At 69.2% G+C, this 24,018-nt stretch carries 23 protein-coding genes and 5 pseudogenes; 16 read left to right on the forward strand and 12 right to left on the reverse strand.

What is annotated here, in order from left to right:
* Positions 1-66 precede the first annotated feature (66 nt).
* Positions 67-600: a GNAT family N-acetyltransferase gene (locus tag IO33_RS0132135; RefSeq protein ID WP_031171514.1), complete on the forward strand. Its 534-nt coding sequence runs from the start codon at positions 67-69 to the stop codon at positions 598-600.
* Between the two features lie 396 nt (positions 601-996).
* Here IO33_RS0132135 and IO33_RS52850 read toward each other — a convergent pair.
* Positions 997-1,167: pseudogene (locus IO33_RS52850) on the reverse strand (transposase); the annotation flags it as partial.
* A gap of 78 nt (positions 1,168-1,245) precedes the next feature.
* On the opposite strand from IO33_RS52850, the gene IO33_RS0132145 reads away from it, so the two are divergent.
* Positions 1,246-2,007 (forward strand): maleylpyruvate isomerase family mycothiol-dependent enzyme, encoded by a 762-nt coding sequence (locus IO33_RS0132145; protein WP_031171518.1) that lies wholly within the window; start codon positions 1,246-1,248, stop codon positions 2,005-2,007.
* 117 nt (positions 2,008-2,124) lie between these two features.
* On the opposite strand, the gene IO33_RS0132150 is transcribed toward IO33_RS0132145, so the two are convergent.
* The 3 genes and pseudogenes from IO33_RS0132150 to IO33_RS0132155 all read right to left on the reverse strand — a co-directional run bounded on the left by IO33_RS0132150 (position 2,125) and on the right by IO33_RS0132155 (position 3,036).
* Positions 2,125-2,457 carry a hypothetical protein gene (locus tag IO33_RS0132150; RefSeq protein WP_051927098.1) on the reverse strand — a complete coding sequence of 111 codons (333 nt, stop codon included), beginning with the start codon at positions 2,455-2,457 and terminating at the stop codon, positions 2,125-2,127.
* A pseudogene (locus IO33_RS51365) lies at positions 2,454-2,693 on the reverse strand (hypothetical protein); the annotation flags it as partial. The pseudogene IO33_RS51365 and the gene IO33_RS0132150, both read right to left, overlap by 4 nt.
* 25 nt (positions 2,694-2,718) lie before the next feature.
* Complete coding sequence (locus IO33_RS0132155; RefSeq protein WP_209438953.1) at positions 2,719-3,036, reverse strand: nucleotidyl transferase family protein; 318 nt, start codon at positions 3,034-3,036, stop codon at positions 2,719-2,721.
* A gap of 341 nt (positions 3,037-3,377) precedes the next feature.
* Here IO33_RS0132155 and IO33_RS0132160 point away from each other — a divergent pair, with 341 nt between their 5' ends.
* Positions 3,378-4,388 carry a hypothetical protein gene (locus IO33_RS0132160; RefSeq protein ID WP_031171524.1) on the forward strand — a complete coding sequence of 337 codons (1,011 nt, stop codon included), beginning with the start codon at positions 3,378-3,380 and terminating at the stop codon, positions 4,386-4,388.
* A gap of 544 nt (positions 4,389-4,932) precedes the next feature.
* Here the strand turns inward: IO33_RS0132160 and IO33_RS0132165 are convergent.
* Entirely contained in the window at positions 4,933-6,405 is a 1,473-nt protein-coding gene (locus IO33_RS0132165) for an alpha/beta hydrolase (protein ID WP_031171526.1), read from the reverse strand.
* A gap of 330 nt (positions 6,406-6,735) precedes the next feature.
* Between IO33_RS0132165 and IO33_RS50645 the strand changes: the two genes are divergently transcribed.
* From IO33_RS50645 to IO33_RS52855, 4 genes and pseudogenes are all read left to right on the forward strand, one after another.
* The gene (locus IO33_RS50645; RefSeq protein WP_157857944.1) at positions 6,736-7,197 is read left to right on the forward strand and encodes a hypothetical protein; all 462 of its coding nucleotides are present in this window, start codon (positions 6,736-6,738) and stop codon (positions 7,195-7,197) included.
* A gap of 262 nt (positions 7,198-7,459) precedes the next feature.
* A complete protein-coding gene (locus IO33_RS50650) occupies positions 7,460-8,299 on the forward strand; it encodes a hypothetical protein (RefSeq protein WP_157857945.1) in 840 nt (279 codons plus the stop codon).
* A gap of 834 nt (positions 8,300-9,133) precedes the next feature.
* On the forward strand, positions 9,134-9,862 hold the full coding sequence (locus IO33_RS0132180) for an SDR family oxidoreductase (RefSeq protein ID WP_031171530.1): 729 nt from the start codon (positions 9,134-9,136) through the stop codon (positions 9,860-9,862).
* A gap of 22 nt (positions 9,863-9,884) precedes the next feature.
* Positions 9,885-10,138, forward strand: a pseudogene (locus IO33_RS52855) (nitroreductase family protein); the annotation flags it as partial.
* Between the two features lie 548 nt (positions 10,139-10,686).
* Here IO33_RS52855 and IO33_RS0132185 read toward each other — a convergent pair.
* The 4 genes from IO33_RS0132185 to IO33_RS50655 form a co-directional block, all read right to left on the reverse strand.
* The gene (locus IO33_RS0132185; RefSeq protein ID WP_031171532.1) at positions 10,687-10,956 is read right to left on the reverse strand and encodes a DUF4235 domain-containing protein; all 270 of its coding nucleotides are present in this window, start codon (positions 10,954-10,956) and stop codon (positions 10,687-10,689) included.
* Positions 10,957-10,961: 5 nt separating this feature from the next.
* Positions 10,962-11,444, reverse strand: coding sequence for a DUF3618 domain-containing protein (locus IO33_RS0132190; RefSeq protein ID WP_031171534.1), 483 nt, complete (start codon positions 11,442-11,444; stop codon positions 10,962-10,964).
* On the reverse strand, positions 11,441-11,887 hold the full coding sequence (locus IO33_RS0132195; RefSeq protein WP_390989133.1) for a phage holin family protein: 447 nt from the start codon (positions 11,885-11,887) through the stop codon (positions 11,441-11,443). The genes IO33_RS0132190 and IO33_RS0132195 overlap by 4 nt, the downstream gene beginning before the upstream one ends.
* 125 nt (positions 11,888-12,012) lie before the next feature.
* Complete coding sequence (locus tag IO33_RS50655) at positions 12,013-12,396, reverse strand: STAS domain-containing protein (RefSeq protein ID WP_157857946.1); 384 nt, start codon at positions 12,394-12,396, stop codon at positions 12,013-12,015.
* Between the two features lie 134 nt (positions 12,397-12,530).
* On the opposite strand from IO33_RS50655, the pseudogene IO33_RS44650 reads away from it, so the two are divergent.
* A pseudogene (locus IO33_RS44650) lies at positions 12,531-13,006 on the forward strand (ATP-binding protein).
* 287 nt (positions 13,007-13,293) lie between these two features.
* On the opposite strand, the pseudogene IO33_RS0132205 reads toward IO33_RS44650, so the two are convergent.
* Positions 13,294-13,605, reverse strand: a pseudogene (locus IO33_RS0132205) (ATP-binding protein); the annotation flags it as partial.
* A gap of 146 nt (positions 13,606-13,751) precedes the next feature.
* Positions 13,752-14,747, reverse strand: a complete 996-nt coding sequence (locus IO33_RS0132210) for an L-threonylcarbamoyladenylate synthase (RefSeq protein ID WP_037686517.1) — start codon at positions 14,745-14,747, stop codon at positions 13,752-13,754.
* Between the two features lie 351 nt (positions 14,748-15,098).
* Here IO33_RS0132210 and IO33_RS0132215 point away from each other — a divergent pair, with 351 nt between their 5' ends.
* The 8 genes from IO33_RS0132215 (at position 15,099) to IO33_RS0132255 (ending at position 23,141) form a co-directional block, all read left to right on the forward strand.
* On the forward strand, positions 15,099-15,818 hold the full coding sequence (locus tag IO33_RS0132215; RefSeq protein ID WP_031171542.1) for a YqjF family protein: 720 nt from the start codon (positions 15,099-15,101) through the stop codon (positions 15,816-15,818).
* Positions 15,815-16,177 (forward strand): hypothetical protein, encoded by a 363-nt coding sequence (locus IO33_RS0132220; protein ID WP_031171544.1) that lies wholly within the window; start codon positions 15,815-15,817, stop codon positions 16,175-16,177. Before IO33_RS0132215 ends, IO33_RS0132220 begins: the two co-directional genes overlap by 4 nt.
* A 25-nt stretch (positions 16,178-16,202) precedes the next feature.
* A complete protein-coding gene (locus IO33_RS0132225) occupies positions 16,203-16,889 on the forward strand; it encodes a hypothetical protein (protein WP_051927100.1) in 687 nt (228 codons plus the stop codon).
* A 781-nt stretch (positions 16,890-17,670) separates the two neighbouring features.
* Positions 17,671-18,219 carry a ferritin-like domain-containing protein gene (locus IO33_RS0132235; protein ID WP_031171548.1) on the forward strand — a complete coding sequence of 183 codons (549 nt, stop codon included), beginning with the start codon at positions 17,671-17,673 and terminating at the stop codon, positions 18,217-18,219.
* A gap of 204 nt (positions 18,220-18,423) precedes the next feature.
* Positions 18,424-19,944, forward strand: a complete 1,521-nt coding sequence (locus IO33_RS0132240; protein WP_390989313.1) for an FMN-binding glutamate synthase family protein — start codon at positions 18,424-18,426, stop codon at positions 19,942-19,944.
* Between the two features lie 19 nt (positions 19,945-19,963).
* Positions 19,964-21,691 carry a thiamine pyrophosphate-dependent enzyme gene (locus IO33_RS0132245; protein ID WP_031171551.1) on the forward strand — a complete coding sequence of 576 codons (1,728 nt, stop codon included), beginning with the start codon at positions 19,964-19,966 and terminating at the stop codon, positions 21,689-21,691.
* 175 nt (positions 21,692-21,866) lie between these two features.
* Positions 21,867-22,052 (forward strand): CsbD family protein, encoded by a 186-nt coding sequence (locus tag IO33_RS0132250; protein WP_031171553.1) that lies wholly within the window; start codon positions 21,867-21,869, stop codon positions 22,050-22,052.
* A gap of 159 nt (positions 22,053-22,211) precedes the next feature.
* On the forward strand, positions 22,212-23,141 hold the full coding sequence (locus IO33_RS0132255; RefSeq protein ID WP_078963985.1) for a YihY/virulence factor BrkB family protein: 930 nt from the start codon (positions 22,212-22,214) through the stop codon (positions 23,139-23,141).
* 84 nt (positions 23,142-23,225) lie between these two features.
* On the opposite strand, the gene IO33_RS0132260 is transcribed toward IO33_RS0132255, so the two are convergent.
* Positions 23,226-23,846: a PAS domain-containing protein gene (locus tag IO33_RS0132260; RefSeq protein ID WP_031171557.1), complete on the reverse strand. Its 621-nt coding sequence runs from the start codon at positions 23,844-23,846 to the stop codon at positions 23,226-23,228.
* Positions 23,847-24,018: the final 172 nt, after the last annotated feature.

A 24,018-nucleotide genomic window follows, 5' to 3' on the forward strand; every position in this document is an offset into this window, starting at 1 on the left:
GGTGATCCACCGCCCCGTCTGGCGCCGGATTACCGATGCGGCGCCTGCTTTCGGCAGGATGGGCGCATGACCGAGATCCGCACCCCCCGTCTCCTCCTCCGCGACTGGCACGACGACGACCTCGCACCGATGGCGGACATCAACGCCGACCCACGGGTCATGCGCTGGATCGACGACGGCTCGGTGCGCGACCTGGACCACACGGCCGAGGACATCGAGCGGTGGGAGGAGGAGTGGGACGAGGAGGGCTTCGGGCTCTTCGCCGTCGAGCTGCTGGCCTCGGGCGAACTGATCGGCTTCACGGGACTGTCCGTGCCCGAGTTCCTGCCGGAGGTGATGCCCGCCGTCGCGATCAGCTGGCGGATCGGCTCACAGTTCTGGGGCCAGGGATACGCGTCCGAGGCCGCCCACGCCACGCTGGAGTTCGCTCTCCAGGACCGCGGCCTGGACCGCCTCATCAGCATCAACCGGGTGGGTGACAACGCCTCCGAGAACGTCATCCGCAAGCTCGGCATGGTGCCCGAGCGGGAGACGGCACACCCGGTGTACGGCTACCCGCTGCGTGTGCACGCCATCGATCTCACCGAGTTCCAGGCGTGAACCGCCGAGCCGTCGATCAGCACAGGTAACTGGTCCGCAGCGCGCGCAGGTCCACCGGAGAGTCCAGGGCCCGTGGGATGTCGAGTCAACGTATGTCGCCTGTGGCTTCGCGGTCGCCGGGTGTGGTGGGGACCTGCCGAGCGAACGGCGGGATCAGATGCTCTCCGAGTACGGACCAGCGAGGTTGCAGGTGATCAGTCCGTCGTGCCCTTCGACCACGCCCGAGCCGTGGGCGAGGGTCAGTCCGGCCGCGACGGCGTCGCGGATCTCCCAGCGGATCCGTAGTAGCCATCGGAAGCCGTGGATCCACGCGTTCGTCCGCTCGACCACCCAGCGGAGCGAGCCCGGGCCGGAGCCGTGCGGAACTCCGCGTGATGTCGTGGCGGTTGCCACCGGCCGGCGCCAGCACGTCATTGCGGACCCGAAGCCGAGCTCCTGCGGCAGCCACTCCCACTGGATCCCGGTGTGCAGCACGAACAGGATGCCCCGCAGGCAACCACGGTCGTCCAGTGACAGCCGGCCGGGATGGCGCGGACGCCGCTGCCTGACCGGCGGCAACGGCTCCATCAGGTGCTCCGACTCCCGCAGCTGGCGGCCTGGAAAAACAGGGTGCGGTCGGCTGAACCGGGGTGATAGGTAAGCGATGTGACAGAGAGTCTTGAGTTCTCCACCCTGCTGCAACTGATCGACGAGCGGTCGGCCGCGTTCCGGAGTGCGGTTGCCGCCGCGCCCAGCCTTGACGCGCCGGTGCCGTCCTGCCCCGAGTGGACGTTGTTCGATCTGGTGCGGCACCTGGGTACGGGCCAGCGCTGGTGGGCCGCGATCGTCGCCGCGGGCCCGGCCGAGGCTCCGCCGGCCAAGGACGCCGCGGAGGTGCCGCGCGAGCTCGAGGCGCTGCTGGCCTGGTACGCCGAGTCGAACGAGCTGCTGCTGAGTGCGCTGCGCGAGGCTGGCCCGGAGCGCGAGTGCTGGGCGTGGTGGGGCGCCGGCGTGTCGCCGGCGAATGCCTGGGGCGTTGCCCGGCGCCGGGTGCACGAGGTGCTGGTGCACACCTACGACGCCCAGCTCGCCGCAGGGGCCGTGCAGCCGATGCCGGCGGACGTCGCGATCGACGGCGTGGCCGAGTTTCTCGACACCTGCAACTCCACCCCGGCGGCCTGGCCGCACGAGGCCGCCACCATCCACTACCACGCCACCGAGGGCCGCTCCTGGCTCCTCGCGTTGGACGGCACCGGCGCCTGGCCCGCCCCCCTCACGGCGGACGCCGCGCCCGCCTCCGCTTCAGCCACGGGCACGGCCGAGCAGCTGCTGCTCTTCGTCTGGGGCCGCCTCACGCTGAGCGACCTGAAGATCGAGGGCGACCAGCAGGTGTTCGAGCGGCTGATCGCCTGGGAGCCCGAGGAGTAGCCGGTCAATACCGCCAGCGGACGGCCTCGTACAGCTCGGGCCCGAGCGCCTCCCGCGGCACTGCCGACTCAGCCAGGAAGGGGATATGGCTACGACCCGGCTTTCCGTCAGGTGCTCTCAGCCGTCGTGTCCCTGGTGAGGCGTGGGCCGAACTGTGAGGCGAGTCGCCAGTCGGTGCAGGCGCATGTAGTAGCGAAGCTCTTCCGCGTTCATGAGGAGGGGCAGGACCTTGTCGAGTTCGGTGATGCAGTGGCGCAGTATCCGGAGGCGCTCCGCGTCGAGGAACCCGCCGTTGTCGTGCCAGGTCGTCACGCAGCCGGCGATGTCCGCGTCCAGCATCACCAGGTCGATGCCGTCCCGTTCCGCGCCGCGCAGTCCGGCGGGGAACTCCGCGTCCAGGTGCTCGTGCCACAGACGGGCTACGGCTTCGTACTCGCTCTCTTCGCTCACGAGTGACCATCCTCCTTCACGCGCAGTCGGCCCGGACGGCGGCCGGGTGGGAGCCGGCGGCAGATCAGAGCCGCAGCGATGCCGGTGAAGGCGAGGAGGCGCTCGGCCTTGCGCTCGTAGCGGCGACGCAGGCGGCGGAAGCAGCCCAGCCGTCTCACCGTGCGCTCGACGGCCCAACGGTGCCGACCGAGCCGGGCGAGGACTTGCCGCAGCCCTCTGCTGCTACGAACGGCTCGTCCGCCTCACCACGCAGGGCACGCCTCAGGGACCCTCGCTGCTGCCCCCACCTGCTGGAAGAGGCTCGCTCAAATCATCATGCGGGACACGAGCCTGTTGACTCATCGCGGTGACGAGGGTGGAGGAGATGTGGGCCAGGGCGGGGTCGGCAGCGATGAAGAACGTTTCGACTCCCGCCAGCTCGTGGTTCATGCGGGCCATCGGCATTTCGTAGCCCAGGTCGGAAACGCCGCGGACCTCGCGGATGACGACGTCGATTCCGGCTCGGCGGCAGTAGTCGACCAGCAGGCCGCCGGCCTGCCACGCACCGGGCTGGAGGGGATCCGGTCGGGCGGGTCCCACAGCGGGACATGACCGGGTGGTCCCAGGCTGCCATCCCACGCCACCGTGGTGGGCGTCGTCGCGGGCGGTGTGGTCGGGAGGCGCAGCCAGAACCGGAAGTGGCCCGAGGAGAGTCGGACCGCCTGCCTACGAGCGATTTCTGCGAGCGCCCGCCCGCCTGTTACATGGCAGTGACGATTCCGGCGCAGACCGGCACAAGTTGGAAGGAGAGGATGATCACGTCGCGCCTGACCAGTGTTGCGGCGACCGAGGGACATCGTGACCGGATGGCCCGCTCCGGCGCCGGAGGACACAGCGCGAGGGGATGAACCACCGACCGTTACCCATTCCCAGGGGGAAACATGTCCTTGACCCGTCCGACCGCCCGGCGCCTCGGCCTGCTGTGCGCCGCCTCCGTCGCCGCCCTCCTCCCGGTCGTGGGCGCCGTTCCGGCCGCCATGGCCGCACCCGCCGCGCAGCAGGGTGTCGTGGCCGCGCAGAACCCGGGTGGCACCATGGTCCGTACCGAGCAGCTGGCTTCCGGTGGCGGATTCGTGGAGATCTACCGTGTCTCGGCCTCCCACTACTGGGGCCGGATCGTCACCTACTTCGGCACCAGCGTCATCGACGCGAACGGTGAGACCGTGGCGGGCCAGGACAACGGCGAGTATGTGTTCCTCACCCCGCAGGGGCACTTCGGGTCCTGGATCGCCGTCTCGGGCAAGAACCAGTTCCGCGGACCCGGTACGTTCACGATCGCCCGCGGCTACACCGCGGTCGTCGAGCAGACCGGCAGGAACCAGTGGCGGGCGAAGCTGAAGCGGCCTGCGGGCGGTGCGTTTCTGACCCTTCAGACGCACGCGGCCGACGACGGCCACGGCGGGCTGTCGCACGTCTACGCCGGGGAGGAGATCGTCGACCCGGGCGGTAAGGCGATCTACGTCGTCCTGAGCGCGGACGGCACCATCACCTCTTTCGACCCGCAGGCCGCCACGGGCGGTGAGCCCCCGGCGGACAAGTGCACGGCGACCCGCGTGCAGTCCATCGGGGCGGGCACCCTGGCGCACCTGAGCAACCGCCCCAGCGGCCCCCGGGTCTCCTTCACGTCGGTCTACGACGACGGCAAGGAGCGACCGGTGCTGATGCCGCTGGACAAGAACCACCCCTCGCTGCCCGCTGACGCCGGCATCGTGGCGCGGATCAAGGGCGCGAACACGGCGGCACCCCAGCTGGTCACCCGTGTCGAGGGCGGCAAGGGCGCGCCGGAGGCAGTCACAGCGTTCCCGGCGATCCCGAAGGACTGCCGCGGCACGGGCACCGGCACCCCCACTGTCTCGGCCACATCTGGTCTTCCGGTACGCACGGCACGCTGATCGAGACCGGCCATCGCCGTGCGGTGTCGTTGTCCGCCGCACGTGGGCTGAGCCCCTCCAACCCCTGTGCGCCTGCTGGTTGTGTCGGGCCGGCGTTCTACGGCCGGGGTGGTCTCCTTGCGAACGACCCATGCGGCGATCCGCAAGGCGTACGACGGCCCGCAGGCGCACACTCCGGGACGGAATCCTCGGCGGGGGAGACCCTTTCATCTTCCCCGCGTTCCAGCTCGACAGGAGTCCGCCAGCCCTCCGGGGCGAGACCGCCAGCCCGTTCCGCACAGCGCCACTGCACAACGGCGTACCTCGGGATGCCGGATGTTCGTCGAAGCAGCGCCGCGCGACGAACATCCGGTTCCCTGCCGATGGTTGCGGCTCAGCAGGTTGATGACACCTTCGGCAGGGAAGACCACCGCAGCCGCGGAGCCAGGGCTTGTCGCACCATTACCGGTGCAGCGCACAGGACGCGGTTGCCCTGATGGCAATCCTTTGCCGTTCACGTGGCGACTGGCTCAAGTGCCGCTCCTCGACCCTTGGGAACGCGTCGTCAGGGGGTCGGCGAGGGAGTGCCCTTGCAGGTGGCGTCCGCCGCGGGGAGCTTCCCGGTGAGCAGGTACCGGTTTCCGTATCCGTCCATGCAGGCGTTGCCGTCGAACAGGTACTGGCCGTGGTTGCCGCCGCCTGCGACCACCAGGCGGGAGCCGGAAAGCGCCTGGCGCATCCGCTGCGCGCCGATGAGGGGTGTCGCAGGGTCGTCGTGGGACTGGAGCAGCAGCACCGGGGGGACCTTCACCGACCCGATTTTCACCGGTGCGGCGGTGGGCGCCTTCCAGAAGGCGCAGGGCGCGGTGATCCAGGTGTACATCCAGGCGAACAGAGGTGCCTTCTTCGCCGCCGCAGTGGTGTCGTCGTGCCAGGTCTTCCAGTTCCGCGGCCAGGAGTCGTCCACGCAGTTGTAGGCGAGTTGGGCGGGGTTGACGGCACCGGCCGCCAGTTGCTCGGAGGCGGCGACCAGAGACGAGGGGTCTCCCTTGCGGTAGTCCGCGACCGTGCTCGCCATGTCCGGCCAGGACAGGTCGGTGTAGAGGGACGACGCCAGCAGGTCGTCCAGTTCGGTCGCGCCTGCCCGCCCGCTCGCGGGGGTGGTACGCAGCTTGGCTCGAACCGCTGTCCAGGTGGCCGACACCTTGGCCTCGGTGGCGCCCAGATGGTAGGCGTGGTCGTTGCGGGCGGCCCAGGCGAAGAACTGGCGGGTGCGCTGTCCGAGTGCCGGGTCCTGCTCGTAGGTGGCGGCGTATTCGGTGACGTCGGGGTCCACCACGCTGTCGAGGATCATCCGGCCGGTGTGGGAGGGGAACAGCGTGGCGTATGTCGCCCCCAGCTTGCTGCCGTAGGAATAGCCCAGGTAGTCGAGCTTGGACCGGCCGAGCGCTGCCCGGACGCGGTCCATGTCGCGCGCGGCGTTCGCGGTGGAGATCGAGTTCAGCAGGGCGCCGGACGCGGTGGCGCACCGTTCAGCGACGCCCCGGGCGATTGCCACCCGGGTCTGCTCGGCTTTGGCATCAGCCGGTGTGTAGTCCGGAGCCGGGTGCTTGATGAGCTTGCCGGCGTCGCCGCAGGAGACCGGGGAACTCTCGCCGACTCCCCTGGGATCGAAACTGACGACGCTGTACTTCGCCGAGACCTCGGGAGACATCGCGGCCCATACAGGCTGCGCAGCCTCGATGCCCGACTGCCCGGGGCCACCCGGGTTGACCACCAGGGTCCGCTCGGCGTCCCGGCTGCCCACCATCGACAAGGTGAGGGTGATCTGACGTCCGGTCGGCTTCGCGTAGTCCAGCGGAACCTTGATCGTGCTGCAGTAGGTGCCGCGCGGCGCCTGTGACCTGGCTGGACAGGCACCCCAGGTGAGTGCCGTCGCGCCTTTGGGGCTCGCCGTCGCGGTCACCGGTCCGCTGAGCCCGGTCAGGCTCAGGGCTGCGGCCGCCGAGAGGGTCAGGAGCCGCCTTTTCGAGGTCATTTGGTTCCACCTTCCGGAAGATGCTGGGGACGGGTGGGGCGCGAGGGGCCTGGTGTCACGGCCACGCCGCCGTCGACCTGCAGGACGGACCCAGGTGGCGTTCGGTTGCTGGACGGCACTGGCTCGCGGTGATCGGTGATCACGGCTGGACAGGAGTCTGGAGCACTCAGTCCCAGCGGCCACTCGAAGATCACGGAACTCCGCACCACTACGCGTCGAGGCTGTCTTGAATAGCCCTTGCCTCGAATTGCCTTATCGGAGAATTGTGGATCACAACGTGACGGGCTCCTTGAGAGCGCTTCCCTGACCGACCTCCCCACCTGGAGACTTATGAGGATCGGCAAGTTAGTGAATTCGCTGATGGCGCAGTCCAGGCTGGCCGCCTGTGTGGTCGGTGCAGCGACCGCCATCACCCTCACCGCGCCGACCGCACATGCCGACCCCATTAATGTGTGGTCAAACTGGTGGCAGCCCTGTGGGCAACTCTGTATCTACTACAGTCCTGGGCTCCAGAACGGCTGCTTCAAGGCGGACGACGATGTCCCCGACCTGCTTGCTGTCAGGTTTTCGAACTGCGGTACCGGAACAGCTGGTGTCGGTCAGGTGGTGGGCAACAACGGCGCCTCCATGGGAAATCGGACCAACCTTTGCAACGTCACTGCGTGGTACCACGCGAACTACACCGCTCCGAGTTACGCCTACGAAAACTGGCTCGGTCCGGGGTGGTCCGGAAACTTCACCAGCACCCTGCGCAACAACGAGCGGTCCGTCAACATCAACAGCTGCGTATGACGGATACTCCAGTCGTACACGAAACGGCGGTCAGCGTCATCAGGCCTTGGAAGGACTGACAGGCTGCGTAAGCCGATCGCCGGACAAGATGCGAGTCTGAACCGAGCCATCGACTGCTTACGGCATGCTTGCAGGAAGGGCGTGCAACTGGCCCGACGCCACGGGTCCCAGCGGGCATAGGCATGCCCTTCCTCTTACCGACCCCAGCCGGACTCCGGATAGGACAAGGGAACCTCGAGTGCATGTCCCCTATCGCCAGAGCATGTTCGCAGTGCTGTGCATTCTGTGGGCTGCAACTGGGGCCGCTGGTTGCGGAACAAGCGACAACAGCACCGCGGACAAGGCGAAACCAAAGGTTGTCGCGCCAGTAAGGCCACATTACCCACTGCGGGAATACGAACCAACACCCCGCGACCAGGCTGAGCGTGACTATCTGTACCGCAAGGGCGTATGGGACTGTATGGCCGGCCTCGGTTACCACCATCTGCCCACGGTGTCGGAACGGCTAGTGGCTCAGGAAGTACGCACCACCGCCGAGTTCGATTCCCGACGCTATGGGATCACGGATTTGTCGATAGCCAGCCAGTACGGCTACCAGCTCAGCCCCGCAGTCAAGGGAGCAGACGGCACTAAATCACTCACGAAATCTGCCGTGGAGCGAAAAGCCCTCAGCTCCTGCGCCCGATCGGCAAACAGCGGCTTGCGGATTGATTCAGCCACCCGGGCAGACATGGCAGTGGTCGTGCAGTTGGATCAAAAGGGATTTCAGCAGGCCGAGACCGATCCCCAGGTGAAAGCGGTCTTCAATGCCTGGTCCCGCTGCATGGCCGGCCTGGGATACTCATATGCCGACCCGTACAAGGCGGCGGCAGACCACCGATTTGAGCACAGCTCTATCAAACCCAGTGCCCTCGAAGTGGCTGTGGCCCGGGCCGATATCTTCTGCAAGCAGAAAACAGACTTGGTGCGGATTGTCACCTCCGTCGAGTCCGAGCATCAAAGCACTTTGATCGCTCAGAACCGGGCCACACTCGCTAGGGCCAAAAAAGAGGTTGCCCACCAAAGGCAGATTCTGGCTTCACTGTTGGCGGGAGCCGGATAGCGCAGTCGCCACTCGCTCCGGGCCGGCGCCAGGCCTTCGAGCCACTCGTCCGAGGCATACTCCGTGGAGTTTCACCGGGCGGCGTCGGCGTGGGAGCTTGGGCGACGTATCGGTAGCCTGCGAGATCCCGGCGTCCCGGGTCGGGCAGTGCACGCAGCCGTGTTCTCGGAACCACCGCAGCACCGGTACCGCCTGGCGGAACGGGCCCAGGGCGCGAGAGCCCTTCGGTGTGCCGATCCCGCGTCCTGCGACGCCAAGGCCGTGCGCGCCGACCTGACCTCCGACGACCTGGTTCCCCTGATGTGCGGAATCGCCTGCGCGGCGAACGTCCATGGCGACCCGGCAACCCGTATCGAGACCGCCCGTCGCCATCTGACCGCGCTTCTCGAAGGCTTGTGCCTCCATTATGGATCCAACGCGATATGGGCCGGCCGCCGTGCCGACAGGGACGATGGTGAATACCCCTCCCGGCCGGGCAGTGACCATCGCGTGGACCACCTCGTCACCCGGACACCTTCCACGGTGAGGAAGGAGCCTGTGGGGGCTATGGCCGGCGATGCCAGGGGGGCGGTGGCGCGCGTGCTTTCCGGGGCCGCCTCGCCGTCATCGCCGCCCAAGTGACACGGACGGTCCGGCCCGGCACTTCGCCGTGATCTCCCAGGGCGCAGCGGCATCGACGGATTCCGACGCCGCCCTTCCATGGCCGACCGGCGAACCTGGCCGATCAACGAATTTGGTCAAACGGTGAACTCAGTCGATCTGCGAGCCGTTTCATGCCCTGCGCATAGCGTTGCATATGCCATATTGTGCAGTAATCCCCATGAAAGGCACGTCGTGAAGATCGCAGTCATTGGCGGTACCGGACTGATCGGTTCGCAGGTCGTCAAGAACCTGAACGCCGCCGGACACGAGGCCGTACCGCACTCGAAGTCCACCGGAGTCGACATCATCGGCGGCCAGGGGCTGGACGAGGCGGTGGCGGGAGCCGATGCCGTCGTCAACCTGACCAACTCCCCGACCTTCGACGAAGCCTCGCTCGCCTTCTTCCAGACCTCGATGGACAACCTCCTGGCCGCGGCCCGGAAGGGCGGCGTCGGCCACCTCGTCATCCTCTCGATCGTCGGCGCGGACCAGGTGCCGGAGCTGGACTACTACCGCGCCAAGGTGCTTCAGGAGAAGATCCTCGCGGCCGGGCCGATCCCTTACTCGATCGTGCGGGCCACGCAGTTCATGGACTTCATGGACGCGGTCCTGTCCTGGACCGCCGACGCCGACACCGTCCGGCTGCCCGTCACGCCCATCCAGCCCATCGCTTCCAAGGACGTGGCCGCCGCGGTGGCGGAGGTCGCCGCCGGGGCTCCGCTGAACGGCATCCACAACATCGCAGGACCCGAGGTCTTCCCCCTGGACGAGCTGGGCCGGATCACCCTGTCCCACAAGGGCGACAGCCGTACCGTCGTCACCGACCCCACCGCCGGCATGTTCGCCGTCGTCAAGGGGGACGTCCTCACCGACAAGAACGCCCGCCTCGCCCCCACCCACTACGCCGACTGGCTCTCCTGACATCCCTGCCTCCTGCGTGTCCATGGAGCAGTTGAGAGCGGTGGATGATCGAGGGAGGTACGTGATCACGGATCTCTATGAGGCGGTGACGACCCGACGGGCGGTGCGCGGGTTCGCCGACCGGCCCGTCCCGCCAGGGGTGCTGGAGCCGGTGCTGTCGGCTGCGCCTGGGCGCCGTCCGGATCGAACCTCCAGCCATGGCGCTCCTACCTCGTGACCGGTGGGCCGCTGGCCGAGCTCAAGAAGCGCGCCGACGAGCGGGTGGCGCCGGGCGACAGGCCGCCCTCAGCGCGAGCCGGCCGCCGGGACGACGTGAACACCTGTGCAGCCAAGGCGTTGCCGGTGTCGGGTTCGGCTCCCACCCGTGGACGAGAAGGTGCATCCGGCGCGGCGGCAGCCCCGTGCCGTGCAGGGCCGTCGATGACCGGCGGCCCGGGCATCGCCCATGCCCACGGGTGGGTCACTCGGAGGGGTCGGCGCGGGTTTGGAGCTGCTGCCAGCAGTGGTGGACGTGTCGTTCAGCCTCTCGTACCGCGCAGGAGGCGGCATCGAAGAGCGTGGCCGCAGATGATGCGACGGTCTCGGCACGAGGAGCGGTGCGACGGCGCAAGAGGTGTGCTTCGCGGGTGACACGCCTTCGGCCGCCCTGCTGGAGGACGACGGCTCGGGCTACCAAGACAGTGGCGATGACTGCTGCAGCGGTCATCGCGGCAGCTGCGTGCTGGTCGGACATGACTGTGAGAGGCCCTTCGTACGGGTACTGGCGGGGGCGACGGGAGGGCCGGTGCTCGTGTCCTACCGGCCCTCCCGCCTCCTCGTGCGCGTCAGCCGGGCCAGGTTCCGGTCAGGCGGCGGACGGCTGTGGCGCCGGCACGGTCGACCGCCGCTTTGACTCCGGCGAAGATCGCGCCCTGGAGCGTGGCGGCGAGCAGCACCTCGCGCCAGGAGCGTTCTTCGTCGGTGGCGTCCGGGGCGGCGTCCTCGTCGTGGCCGAGCGTCTTCCACGTTTGCTTGAACAGTGCTCCCGCGGCCATGCCGCTGACGGCACCGAGGGCGAGTCCGACCGGCTTGTAGGCGATCTTCGATGCCTTCACCCGGCTCATCCCTTCCAGCGGCGGCAGGCCAGCCACACCACGGCGGCCCCACTCGCTGCCACCAGCAGCAGCTTGCGGTTGTCACGCGCCAGCTGCGCCCCCCGGGCGGTCTTCTCGCGCACCGGCTCGGGCGCCTTCTCCTGCCACAGCTGACCGGCCTGGGCGGCCCTGGCCCGGGCCTGCCCGGCGGCCTGGGTGGCCTTGTCCTTGACCGGATCGGGCAGCCGGTCCTGTGCCTGGTGGGCCAGGTCGGCGGCCTTCGCTTTCAGTTCCCCGGCCTTCACCGCGGCTTGTTCCTTCAGCTCGCCGGCCTTCGTTGCAGCCTGCTCCTTGACCTCGGCGGCCTTCTCCTGGGCGCGCGCCTTGACGTCGGTCTTCGCTGCGAGCGCCTGGACCGTCTCCCCGAGCGCGGTCCGGGTCTGTTCGACCTGCTCGCGCAGTTCCTCGGTGCTGGTGGCGGTGGGTTCGTCGTGAGGCGGCTGGGTCATCGGTGTGCGCTCTCCTTGATCTCGGCCACGTCGGCCTTCACGTTCTCGACGGTCTGCTCGGGCGTGGGCGGCGCGGCCTGGTCGACCTGCTTCTTCCCACTCATGGCCAGCACCGCGGCGATCACACCCAGCACCGCTGTGACGATCAGCCCCGCGGCCCACACCGGCAGCGCCACCGCCAGTGCGGCGATCACGGTGGCGACCAGCGCCTGCGCCATCAGGAAGCCGACCACGCCGGCGCCGCCGAACAGGCCGCCGCCCTTGCCGTAGCGCCTGCCCTTCTCCTTCATCTCCGCCTGCGCCAGGCGCAGTTCGCCTCGCACCAGCTCGGTCAGCTGCTGCGAGGCCCGCTGCACCAGCTCGCCCACCGGCTCCTGGCCCAACGGGTCCCTGCCCGGAGCGGACGCGGCGTGGTGCGGCTGCGTGCTCGACACTGCGGTCACCTCCTGTCCCTCTGATTCCTGTCGGCCGGACCGCGTCACGCGCCCGACCATCCGATGAGGGCGCGAGTACCCCGAGCAGGCGAGTTCAGGACGGCCGGTTCGGCCGGCGTGTCTGCCCGCCTTCGTCAGTCCCCGGCTCGCTCACCCGACCTGCTGTGTCGCTGACGTGCACAGGGTGGCGGCGCGGGGCTGACGACGGTTGATGCCCGATCGGCGGCTTGGTGACCTCTTTCGGCGTCACGCTTGGTGAGGTGCGGGTGCGGGTGCTCGGTGCCTGTGTGGTTCCACTGGTTCGGGCAGGTGCAGACGGGCATGATCGGGGCTTCGAGGGCGTAGCCGCAGAACGACACATCCGCCAGGTTCAGCACGACGGCACGCTCCGCGCCATCGATCACCTGCGCCAGCCGCCCGCTCAGCTCATGCCGCGGGATATAGTCCATGACCCCGCGCACCTTCGCCACCAGACAGGGGCCCGACGTGGTCGTCTCGACCGAGGGCAGATCATCCACCAGGCGTGCCCCAACCGTCTCGCCCTGGACCTGAAGAGATGCCCCAGCGAGCCTGTCGGCTCAGTGGGCGTGCCGGTGGCGGGGCCGAGAGGGTATGTGCTGTAAGTCGGCGGGGGTCAGTGTGGGGTGGCTGGATGGACGAGGCTGCGGAAGGCGACAGCAGAGGGTCGCTGGTCGACAGGCCGGCGTCGGTGGTTGCGGCGTTCGAGGGCAGTGAGGAGATCGCCCAGGCCCGTGACCTGGCCCGGTCGTTCCTCGTGAGGCTGCAGGCCGTGCATGGGCTGCCGGTTTCCGGCCGGGCGATGGGCATGGTGCAGCTGGTGGTGAGCGAGCTGGTGACCAATGCCCGCAAGTACGCGCCTGGCCCCTGCCTGCTGACGCTGGAGGTCGAGGGGGGGCCGTCGCGGTCAGTGTGTGGGACAGCAGCACGATGCTGCCGTCGGTGCTGGCAGCGGACCCGGACCGGATCGGTCAGCACGGTTTGGAGATCGTGATGGCGGTGTGCCGGAGCTTCGCCGTCCACCGCGAACCGGTGGGCAAGCGGATCACTGCGGCTGTCGTCCTCGCCGACGATCCCGGCGGAGACCTTGCCGGCCGCCAGGTGCTGTGAGTCAGGCCGCCGGATCCGGCACGGCGCAGACAAGCTGGTAGCGCTGGGATGGCCCCGCTTCCACTGGCCAGCAGACTGGTCGTGATCGCCAACAGGAATACGACTGCTTCGAGATGGCGCAGCAGTGCGTGCACCGTCTCGGTCCAGGGCTGGACGGGTCGGCGGACGGTGTCGCCGATCCGCACGACCTGCCGGTGAGCGTGATCCTGCAGCATGTCCTCGTTCGCCACCCGCAGAGGCTATCCACCGCCGACAGCACGACACGTGGATTATGCGGACCCGTCCTGGGACTTTCCGGTGCCGGAATCGCCGATCAGACACAGCGGGTATCCCTCGGTGATCCGGTCGGTGGCAAGGCTATGGATGACGGCCGGGTCGATGTCGGGGTTGGTGCTGTGGTCGAAGTCGCGCAGGGACTTCTCGCGAGGGAAGTGAGCAGCTCGGATGCGGCGTTCGGCCCGGCGGCGGTCGCGGTCCTCGCACTCGGCCGTCAGCAGTTCGGCAAGGAACCCGGCGGAGGAAAGCCCTTCCCGTTCCGCGCGGGCGATGGTGTCGGCGGCCCGGGCCCGCGTGGTGGGCAGGCGCGGCATCCGGCAGGCGGCCGAACGCGTGGCCGCCGGCCGACTTGCCTTGGTGGGTGTGTCCTACCGCCTGGCCGACGGCGGTGCACAACTGGTCGCCTCCCACGGCTTGAGCAGGGCTGCTGCTCGCACACGATGAAGCCCGCTGCCGGCGACCCCGGTGTTCAGTGCTGCTGGAGGCCGGGGACCGAGGAGGGCCGGGGTCCTGCGGCGCGGCGGAGCCGGTTGGCGATCGCCAGTCCCAGGCCCTCATCCGCCGGCAAGGAGGCGACGATGAGGTCGCACCCCTGCTGGTCGAGTTCGCGCAGGAACCCGTACAGCCCGCGGGCGTAGGCGGCCGTCGAAGCGGGGACCGCCACCACGGCGTGCGCCTTCACCGGGGCGTGGGTGAAGGTGGGGGGAAGGAGGACGCCCACCTGGTGTCCCTGCTCCTGGGCGAGCTCCGCTTCGGCGACGACCTTCTCGGGCTCGACGAGGATGACCCGTGCCCGCGGCGCGTAGTGCGACGGATGCTGGCCCGGCACCCGGACACGGCTCGTCGAGGGGACCGCGAGCGGGTGCCCGAGCAGTGCTTCGAGATCCTCGCGTGTCACTCCGCCGGGCCGCAGGATGCTCGGGATCCCGCCGGTGACGTCGACGATGGTCGACTCCACCCCGACCTGGCAGGAGCCGCCGTCCAGCACGAAGTCGACCGCCTCGCCGAGCTCCGCACGAACGTGATCCGCGGTGGTGGGGCTGACCGAGCCGAAGCGGTTGGCGGACGGGGCAGTGACACCGCCGCCGAAGGCCGCCAGCAGCGCGAGGGCGACAGGGTGGTCGGGCACCCGCACGGCCACCGTCTCCAAGCCACCCGTCGCTTCGAGGGGCACCCGGGGACCGCGCCGCAGGACCAGCGTGAGCGGCCCCGGCCAGAAGTGTTCGGCCAGCAGGCGGGCCGTCGCGGGCACGTCCTGGACCCAGTCGTCCAGTTGCTTGGCGCCGCCGATGTGGACGATCAGCGGGTGGGAGGGCGGACGTCCCTTGACCTGGAAAATACGCGCGACCGCGGCGGGGTCCTCGGCGTTGGCGCCCAGACCGTAGACGGTTTCGGTCGGGAGGGCCACGAGACCGCCGGCGCGCAGCACACCCGCCGCCTTCTCGATGTCACTGGTTCTTGCCATCACTCTCGCAATCCTAGGAGCACAAAGGACCGGCGACGGTCGTGATCAGTCTCAGCGCCACCCGGCACCAGCCGTCGCACCAACGGCTCCGCCCCAACGTGCGGGACCCCGGGCAGGTGACGGCTTGCCGATCCGGGCGCCGGGCGGGAACGGCTCGGTGCGGAATCGCAGCGCGGGCGCTGTTGGCCCGGAACACCCCGTTCGTCGTCCACACGCGTACAACGAGCGGGGCGCTGCCCACGCTGTCGGCCGGCTTCTGTCCTGGTCTGTTGGGGGCAGGTGAGAGACCCAGGCCCGTCCGCATCGGGTCGTGCCGAGTTTTGACGCGGACCTCCTGGGGAGTCGGTGCGCGTGGTGTCCTATGGACCGGAGCAGCGCGTGTACCTCCCGGCGCTGCGCGCCGGCTGGCTCACCCAGACGTTCGTGCACTGGGCCTACTCAGCCGACCAGGTCCAGCGTCTGCTGCCGGAGGGGTTGACGGTGGACACCTGCGATCGATGGGCGTGGGTGAGCCTCACACCGTTCGTCATGGCCGGAGTGCGCCCGCCGGGCGTCCCTGCCGCCCTGCACAACTTCGCGGAGACCAACCTGCGCACGTACGTGCGCGAGCGGGACGGCCGGGACGGGCTGTGGTTCCTGTCCCTCGACGTGAGCTGCCCGGTCATGCTGGCCGCCCGTGCGATCGGCGCGCCGTACCACCGCGGGCACCTGACCCTGTCGCGCGGCGGTGATGTGCTGACCTATGCCGGGGCGCGGGGGCGTGGCGGCCCGTCGTACCGCGTGGTGGTCCGTCCGGGCGAGCCGGTCCGGCCGAGCCCGCGGGATGTCTGGCTGACGTCGCGGTGGCGGGCCTTCACGCGGAGCTGCGGCGTGCTCTGGCAGACGCCCGTCGAGCACGAGCCCTGGCCGCTGCGTGCTGCGCGCCTGGAAGACGTCCAGGAGACCTTGACCCGGGCGGCCGGGCTTCCGCCGCCCGCGCAGGAGCCGCTCGTGCACTTCTCCGACGGGGTCCACAAGGTCCGCTTCGGCGTCTCCCGCCCGGTGCGGCCGACCATGAGGAGACAGGGATGAACCCGGTGCTCGTGGCGCGGGCCCAGGGGCTGTTCAACCTGGCCGGCGGCGGCTGGCCGCTGCTGCACCTGCGCAGCTTCGAGTGGGTCTTCGGACCCAAGTCCGAGGAATGGCTCCAGTACACGACGGCCGGGCTGCTGGCCACGGCAGGCTGGAGCATGCTGTTCACCCCGGCCGGTGGGGTGCGCCAGGCCCGCCGTACGGGCCTGGGGACTGCCGTGACCCTGCTGGCCGTCGACCTGGTGTACGTGCCCGTCGGCCGGATCCGTCCGGCCTATCTGCTGGACGCGGCGATGCAGACCGGATGGCTCCTGGCCTGGCGCCGGTGCGGCCGACTCGGGCCGGCCGCGGGCGGATGAACTCGACCGCCACCGAGGCACCCTGATGGGCTCATCCGCACGCACTACCCGGCTGCGCTTCGACGGTTGGATCGCCGGGATCGGCACGGTCTCCGGCGCCCGCCTGATCATCGGCCACTGGCCCCGCTCCTCCTTCGGGGCATTCAGCGATGTGATGCTGGAGCGGGCCGACGGCCACCGTCTGCTGCTCGCCCCCACCCGGCGGACGGCGGACTTCATCGCCGGCACCTACGCCTTCGACGAGGTCCGGATCGAACCCGTACGTGTGCGCCTCACGGGCGACGACTGGACGGTCACCGCAGGCCCCCTGCTCGACCTCCGGTTCACCGCCGGCCGGCGCGGCCCCGCGGGGCTGCTGCTGCGAGCGGTTCCCGGTGTCCTGGCCGCCCGGCCCCTCTGGACGCTCGTGACGGATCCGATCGCCCGCCTCCTCCTGGGCGTGCGCACCCGTGGAACGGCCGGCAACGGCCGATACGAGTGGTACGGCGCCCGCGACCTGCACCTGATCACGGCGGCGACCGCGATGCTCGAGGGGCGCCACCTCGGCGCCCTCACCGTGGTGCAACCGCCCGTACGGTTCGGCTTCGGCTCGGCGCCCCGCACGCCCTGCCTCGTACGTGTCACGACGACGGTGAGGACGCCGGGCACGCCCGAGCCTCTTGCATCCCCGGCCAAACGGCAGCCACGCACGCAAGAAGGAGGCTTCCGCTGAACGCCCCACCACGGAGTGCACGACGCTCTGGACACTGGGCTTGTGGAGCAGGTCAAGCGAGGGAACCTGGACGGGCTGACCGACCTGGACGCGGCGCAGGGGATTGCTCGGCCGGCTCGTCAGGAGCTGCTGCAGTACGGCACCAACCAAAGGGAGTGCAAGCTCGACAGCGACGAAACGGCCGAGGTGTGTGGGAAACGCGGGCAGCCTCGGAGGCGTCCCGGAGGCAGCATCCAAGGGCCCGCGCCACCAGCGATCGTCAACGTGCCCCCTTCATCCAGTCGGCCCGGGACCCACCACCCGGCGGCTGCGTCGCCGATTCGGCGGCAAGGAGAAGATGTGCCGCTGCCCATCGGCCGGGGCGGGTTGAGCGCGTTGCAGCGGACGGCCAGGCAGTCCGGGCGGATCACGTGGCCCGGGAAGCGGATGAGCGCCTGGGTTGTCGATGACACAGGCCGACCGCAAAGGCTCCTCTCGCCAGCCGGGCGTGGCAACGTTCCGGAGCCCGGTGCCGCGCAGCGCCGGGCTCGGGCCTGCGGCAGGTGCCGGCCGGCGGATCCTGCCCGGCCTGGACGCCGAGGCTGCCCTGGAGCGGAAGGTCGGCGTCGGCTGTTCGGCCGTCGCCGAGACGGAAACCGCCCGCCCGCTCCACCGGGCAGAGACGGAGCATGGCTGATGAGTGCCGGAGTAGTACATGCCTGCGGAGCGGGTAAGCGGCGAACCAATCAGTAGTCATGCCGGGACGTATCCGGTGTGCGTCGAGAAAGGCGGTTCGTCTGTCGTGGCCGAGTTTCTGACCGACATCGAAACCATCCGGAAGCGGGCTCGTCAGGAGATCGACAAAGGGCCGGTGACCGACGCGTACGGCGCGGATCGCGAACGTGTCCTGAAGGTGCTGAATGAAGCGCTGGCCACGGAGATCGTGTGCACGTTGCGGTACAAGCGGCACCACTACACCGCGTCCGGTCTGTACTCGGAGCCGGTGGCCGCAGAATTCCTGGAGCACGCCAGGGAGGAACAGGAGCACGCGGACAAGCTCGCGGAGCGCATCGTCCAGCTCGGTGGCGAGCCGGACTTCGATCCCGACACACTCACCAAACGTTCCCACGCCGAGTACGACGCCAGTACGGACCTGGTCGAGATGCTCAAGGAGGACCTGGTGGCCGAGCGCGTCGCCGTGGCGTCCTACACGGAGATCGTGCAGTGGCTCGGGAACGATGACCCGACGACCAGGCGGGTGTTCGAGGAGCTGCTCGCCCAGGAGGAAGAGCACGCCGACGACCTGCGTGGCCTGCTGGAGCGGATTCCCCCGCGCAGCAAGAACGCCTGACGTTCATCGTCTCGGCTCGTCGGTGCGTCGTGTCCGCCGGGGGGAGTTCCCAGATCCGCGTCGTTGACGGTGCGGCGTGTTTCCAGGATGTGCGGTGTGGGCCGCGTAGGAGAGTGAAGAGTGCGGGCGTTGGTGTCGGGCTTGGTCCGGTTGCTGTTCTTCGCGGTGGTCGCTTGCTGCGCCATCGTCTTCGTGGTTCTCGCGCTGCTCGTCAGCGGGTGGTGCTGGGTGCCGGCAGCGGTGCTGCTGGCGCTGACGGCGGTTGGTGTGAGGGACCTGCTGCAGCGCCGGCACTCCGTCCTCCGCAACTATCCGATCCTGGGACACATGCGGTTCCTGCTGGAAGCCGTGCGGCCAGAGCTCCAGCAGTACTTCGTCGAGCGCAACTTCGACGGCAGGCCCTACGACCGCGACGTGCGCTCCATCGTCTACGAGCGGGCCAAGGGAACGGACGCCGAAGAGCCGTTCGGCACCGAACGCGATGTGGACGCCATCGGGTACGAGTACCTGGTCCCGTCGATGGCACCCAAACCGGTCGCCGATCGTCCCCCGAAAGTGCGGGTCGGCGGGCCCGGCTGCACCCGTCCCTATGACATGGCGCTGCTGAACGTGTCGGCCATGAGCTTCGGCGCCCTGTCCACCCGCGCGATCCTGGCGCTGAACGAGGGCGCCGCACGCGGCGGGTTCGCCCACGACACCGGCGAGGGAGGCCTGTCCGCGTACCACCTGAGGCCGGGTGGGGACCTCGTCTGGGAGATCGGAACGGGGTACTTCGGCTGTCGGACCAAAGACGGCGACTTCTCCGAGGGGGAGTTCGCGGACAAGGCCGCCCACCCCCAGGTCAAGTGCGTGTCGCTGAAGCTCTCGCAGGGCGCCAAGCCGGGTATCGGCGGGGTTCTGCCCGGCGGCAAGGTCAACGCCGAGATCGCCCGCGTCCGCGAGGTGCCACAGGGACAGACGGTGATCTCACCGCCGTACCACCGCGTCTTCGACACCCCGCGGGAACTGGTGCAGTTCATCGCCCGCATGCGGGAGCTGGCCGAGGGCAAGCCCACCGGGTTCAAACTCTGCCCGACCTCCCGGAGGCAGTTCCTGGCGGTGTGCAAGGCGATGCTGGCCGAGGACGTCACCCCGGACTTCATCGTGGTGGACGGCGCCGAGGGCGGCACGGGCGCTGCGCCCTTGGAGTTCGCTGATCACCTCGGCATCCCGCTGACCGAGGGCTTGACCACCGTGCATGCCGCCCTGGTCGGCACCGGTCTGCGCGATCGGATCAAGATCGGTGCGAGCGGGAAGGTCGCCACGGGCGCCGACATCGTCAAGCGCCTCGTCCAGGGCGCGGACTACACCAACGCCGCCCGCGCCATGATGTTCGCACTCGGCTGCATCCAGGCCCAGCGCTGTCACACCAACACGTGCCCGACCGGAGTGACCACGCAGGATCCCCGCCGGGCCCGCGCCCTGGACGTAGCCGACAAGGCCGAGCGGGTGCGCCGTTTCCAAGAGGCGACCGTGCACAGCGCCCTCCAGATCATGGCTTCCATGGGCGTCACCGATCCGTCGGAGCTGCGCCCGCACATGCTGCGGCGGCGCGTGAACTCGACCACCGTCCTGCCGGGTGACCGGCTGTACGACCTGCTCCAGCCGGGGCAGTTGCTCGCCGAACCGCCACGAAGCTGGGCCGAGGACTGGGCCGCGGCCGACCCCGACCACTTCACCATCTAGCCAATGAGGGAAGAGACACATGGCTCGCACGGTCGCGCACGTACTCGTCGACAGCCTCGCCGAACTCGGCGTCCGACAGGTGTTCGGCGTGGTCGGTGACGCGCTCAATCCCATCACCGACGCCATCCGGGGTGCCGACTCGGTTGAATGGGTCGGCTGCCGGCACGAGGAGGCGGCCGCATTCGCCGCCGGTGCGCAGTCCCAGCTGACCGCCCGGCTCGGCGTATGCATGGGCACCGTCGGGCCCGGCTCGGTCCATCTGCTCAATGGCCTGTACGACGCGGCCAAGAGCCACGCGCCCGTTCTCGCCATCACCGGACAGGTACCGTTGGCGGAGGTGGGCACCGATTACTTCCAGGAAGTCGACAACGACCTCCTCTTCCGGGACGTCGCCGCCTTCCGAGCCACCGTCACCTCCCCGGAGCAGTTCCCCGGTCTGCTCGAGATCGCGGTACGCACCGCTGTCGCGCGCCAAGGCGTCGCGGTCCTCACCGTCCCAGGCGATGTCGGCGGCCTAGAGGTGCCCGACGACCGCGCACCGCGCTTCTTCCTGGCCGACCACCGCACCCGCCCCGACGAACCCGACCTCGAACGGGCGGCAGAGCTGCTCGGCGGCGCGGAGAAGGTGACGCTCCTCGTGGGACGGGGCGCACGCGCGGCCCGCGACGATGTACTCCGGCTCGCTCAGCGGCTCGCCGCTCCCATGGTCCTCACCCTGAAGGCCAAGGAGGGCTTCGAACACGACAACCCCTACGAGGTCGGCCAGACCGGCCTGATCGGCAATCCGGCGGCCGCCGGCGCGATGGAGGACGCAGACACCCTGCTCTTGCTGGGCACCGACTTTCCGTACCGCGACTGGTATCCCATCGGCAAGAAGGTCATCCAGGTCGACACGGCCGCCGAGCACATCGGCCGTCGCGTGCCCGTGGACCTCGGCCTGGTGGGCGACGTCGGCCCGACGGTACGCGGCCTGCTCGACCGCCTTAGCGGCGATCACGACGGCGATCACCTCGCCCGGGCCCAGGAGAAGTACGCGGAGTGGCGCAAGGGCCAGCAGCGGCTCGCGGCTCCGGGACACGACCGCGGCCTCGTCGGGCGAGTGCGCTCCGCGCTGGACAACAGGGACCACCAGATCCGCCCCGAGGCGCTGGCGGCGGCCGTCGACCGGGCCGCCGCCGACGACGCCGTCTTTACCTCCGACACGGGCATGGCCACGGTCTGGCTGTCGCGTTTCGTCCGTATGAGCGGCACCCGACGGCTCCTCGGCTCCTACAACCTCGGTTCCATGGCCAACGCCATGCCCCAGGCACTCGGCGCGCAGTTTCTCGACCGGGAGCGGCAGGTGGTGGCCTTCTGCGGGGACGGCGGACTCAGCATGCTGCTGGGCGACCTCATGACGATCCGCACCTATCGGCTCCCGGTCAAACTCGTCGTGTTCGACAACCGGCGCCTGGGGATGGTCAAGCTGGAACAGGAGCAGGCCGGCCTTCCCGAGTTCGGCACCGAACTCGACAACCCGGATTTCGCAGCCGTCGCCGCGGCCATGGGTATCACCGGCATCCGTGTCACCGATCCCGACGACCTCGACGACGCGGTCCACCGAGCCTTCACCACCGACGGCCCCGTCCTCCTCGATGTGCTCACCAACCCTGAGGAGATCGCGGTACCCGCGAAGCCGACCGTGTCCCAGGGATGGGGCTTCGCCATCGCCAAGCTCAAGGAGACCCTGCGCAGCCAGGGGGACTAGCGCGGTCTACGACTGTGACGGGCTTGCGCGGGGCCGCGGAAGGGGCGCTCTGTCACCGGCGGGTCGTCGGTGCTGAGGCCGTGTGGGTGGTCCGGGAGCGGAGCGGACATCACATGAGGCGGCGGGGTAGAGGGGCAGGGACCGCGACGAGCGTGGGCTTAGGAGGACGGGTTCGATGAGCACTGCGGACAAGGCCGGCAACGCCGGCGACAAGATCAAGGGCAAGGCGAAGGAAGCGGTCGGCAAGGCGGTCGGCAACGAGCGCCTGCAAGCGGAAGGCAAGGCCGACCAGGTCGAAGGCGACGTCAAACAGGCCGGAGAGAAGGCCAAGGACGCGGCGAAGGACCTCTTCAGGGACTGAGTCGCATTCCTGACGAAGGCGGGCCAGGCGGGCCAGGGCTCATCGGGCTGCGGCCCGCCTTCCGCGCGCAGCCCACGGTTCGACAGCGGAGTCGCGCGGCAGCGGACCGGCGCGGCGGCTGTGAGAGTGCCTGGTCATTCCTGTGGGGAGTAGGCGAACATGGATGATGCTGACGGTCGAAAGCAAGAGTGGTGGGCGGCACTGTGCCGCACACCGCTGGCCATCTGGAACGACGACGTCACCGACTGGGCCGCCGCTCTGACCTACTACGCCGTCCTCGCCCTGTTCCCCGTCCTGCTGGTGATCCTCTCGGTTCTGGGACTGACCATGCCCACGGCGACCCCCGACGTGATCGACCGGGTGACGGGAGTCGTCCCGGCCACATCCCGCGGGCTGCTGCGCAGCGCTCTTCTGCAGATGGCCCAACAGTCGTCCGCCGCATGGATGCTGGTCTTCTTCGGCGCTGCAGGGGCGCTGTGGTCGGGCTGCAGCTATCTGAGTGTCTTCCGCAGGGCCTTGCACGCGATCCACCACGCCGACGCGCACCGGCCGGTGTGGCGCACCGTTCCCCGCATCGTCATCACCGCGATCGTACTGATCAGCCTGCTGCTGGCCACGACTCTCGCGCTGTTGGTGAGCGGGAGCCTGGCCAGGCGCCTGGGACGGGCGTTCAACCTGGGCACCGTGCCTCAGACCGCGTGGGACGCGCTGCGCTGGCTAGTTCTGGCCGCGGTGGCGGTTGCCCTGGTCTTGGTGCTCTACCGGTCGGGTCCTGCTTCTTCGCGGCCGGCGCGGAAAATGGCGCCGGGTGGTGGTCTGGCGATCGTCCTTCTGCTGACCATCTCCCTCGGCTTCACTCTCTACGCCTCGCACGTGAGCACCTACCACCGTCTGTACGGCTCACTGGCCGGCGTGGTGGTCTTCCTCATCTGGCTGTGGCTGTCCAACCTGGCCCTCTTGATCGGCGCGCAGTTCAACGTGGAGCTGGCGAAACCCACCCCGCATCGGTCGAAAGCGATGACCGCTCGGCGTCGCCGACCCCACAGCCGCCCGGCTGATCGTCTCCTGCATGACGACCACGGCGCCTGAGCGGCCTGGTCCCCGGTAAACGGAAGGGCCCAGGCAGCTGCCTGGGCCCTGGAGTGATCTGCGAAGGGGATTGGCTCTCCGGTTTCAGTTGTTGAGTTCCTTGCGGTCACCTCCGCCGCGTCGTCTCTCCGGTGCCCGAGCGGTCTGCTCCAGTGCGAGGGTGGTGCCGATGCGGACGGAGGCGTCGGCGACGAGAGCCAGACGGCGGCGTGATTCCTCGGCTTGCAGTGCCGTCAGGTACCGGTCGGTGATGTCGATCAACGAGATGGTCACGCCCAGTACCTCGCCGCTTGAGGCCTCCAAACGGGACATGGACAGCGACCATGCGTGGTCGGCGCCGGGGTCGGCGGGTGTCCGGCCGACGACCTCCTGGTCCAGAATCGGCACGCCGCTGTCGCGGACCTGCCGCAGCAGCGCCTCCTCCTGCTCAGCGTCGACCCGGGGCAGGACTTCGCCGGGCTTGCGGTCCAGGCGCTGCTCCGCCGGGATACCGTCCATGTCCGCCAACACGGCGTTCACCGCCACGTACCGCACCTCGCGGTCCAGGACCGCCGGTCCGATCGGAGACTGTTCCGCCACCTTCGTCGCCAGGGCCGCATTGCCTTCGAGTCTGAACAGTGTCTCCCGCTCCGCGCACAGGCCGAGGGCGTAGTAGACGCCGAGAACGTCCTGCAGGCGCATGTTGCGGAACTCCGGCAGCCGCATCCCGCCGTCCTTGTGCCGTACCGGAAAAGGCCCCGGCCCAGCTCTCACCCGTCCGCATCACCCGATCGAACAGGCTCAGGACCAGCTCGAAGTCCTCCTCCGCGACAAGCAATCCGACGGTGGGGGCCGTCGACAGGCTTGAGCTGCTGGATTCCAAACGCAAGAGCGGAAA

This window comes from Streptomyces durhamensis (genome assembly GCF_000725475.1).
GTDB classification, from domain to species: domain Bacteria; phylum Actinomycetota; class Actinomycetes; order Streptomycetales; family Streptomycetaceae; genus Streptomyces; species Streptomyces filipinensis.

Excerpts from the sequence above, each read along its gene's own strand:
- IO33_RS50645 (WP_157857944.1), top strand. The coding sequence starts at position 6,736 with ATGAGGATCGGCAAGTTAGTGAATTCGCTGATGGCGCAGTCCAGGCTG.
- IO33_RS0132160 (WP_031171524.1), top strand. The coding sequence starts at position 3,378 with ATGTCCTTGACCCGTCCGACCGCCCGGCGCCTCGGCCTGCTGTGCGCC.
- IO33_RS0132135 (WP_031171514.1), top strand. The coding sequence starts at position 67 with ATGACCGAGATCCGCACCCCCCGTCTCCTCCTCCGCGACTGGCACGAC.
- IO33_RS0132210 (WP_037686517.1), bottom strand. The coding sequence starts at position 14,747 with ATGGCAAGAACCAGTGACATCGAGAAGGCGGCGGGTGTGCTGCGCGCC.
- IO33_RS0132245 (WP_031171551.1), top strand. The coding sequence starts at position 19,964 with ATGGCTCGCACGGTCGCGCACGTACTCGTCGACAGCCTCGCCGAACTC.
- IO33_RS0132220 (WP_031171544.1), top strand. The coding sequence starts at position 15,815 with ATGAACCCGGTGCTCGTGGCGCGGGCCCAGGGGCTGTTCAACCTGGCC.
- IO33_RS50650 (WP_157857945.1), top strand. The coding sequence starts at position 7,460 with ATGTTCGCAGTGCTGTGCATTCTGTGGGCTGCAACTGGGGCCGCTGGT.
- IO33_RS0132190 (WP_031171534.1), bottom strand. The coding sequence starts at position 11,444 with ATGACCCAGCCGCCTCACGACGAACCCACCGCCACCAGCACCGAGGAA.
- IO33_RS0132165 (WP_031171526.1), bottom strand. The coding sequence starts at position 6,405 with ATGACCTCGAAAAGGCGGCTCCTGACCCTCTCGGCGGCCGCAGCCCTG.
- IO33_RS0132255 (WP_078963985.1), top strand. The coding sequence starts at position 22,212 with ATGGATGATGCTGACGGTCGAAAGCAAGAGTGGTGGGCGGCACTGTGC.
- IO33_RS0132250 (WP_031171553.1), top strand. The coding sequence starts at position 21,867 with ATGAGCACTGCGGACAAGGCCGGCAACGCCGGCGACAAGATCAAGGGC.
- IO33_RS0132260 (WP_031171557.1), bottom strand. The coding sequence starts at position 23,846 with ATGCGGCTGCCGGAGTTCCGCAACATGCGCCTGCAGGACGTTCTCGGC.
- IO33_RS0132225 (WP_051927100.1), top strand. The coding sequence starts at position 16,203 with ATGGGCTCATCCGCACGCACTACCCGGCTGCGCTTCGACGGTTGGATC.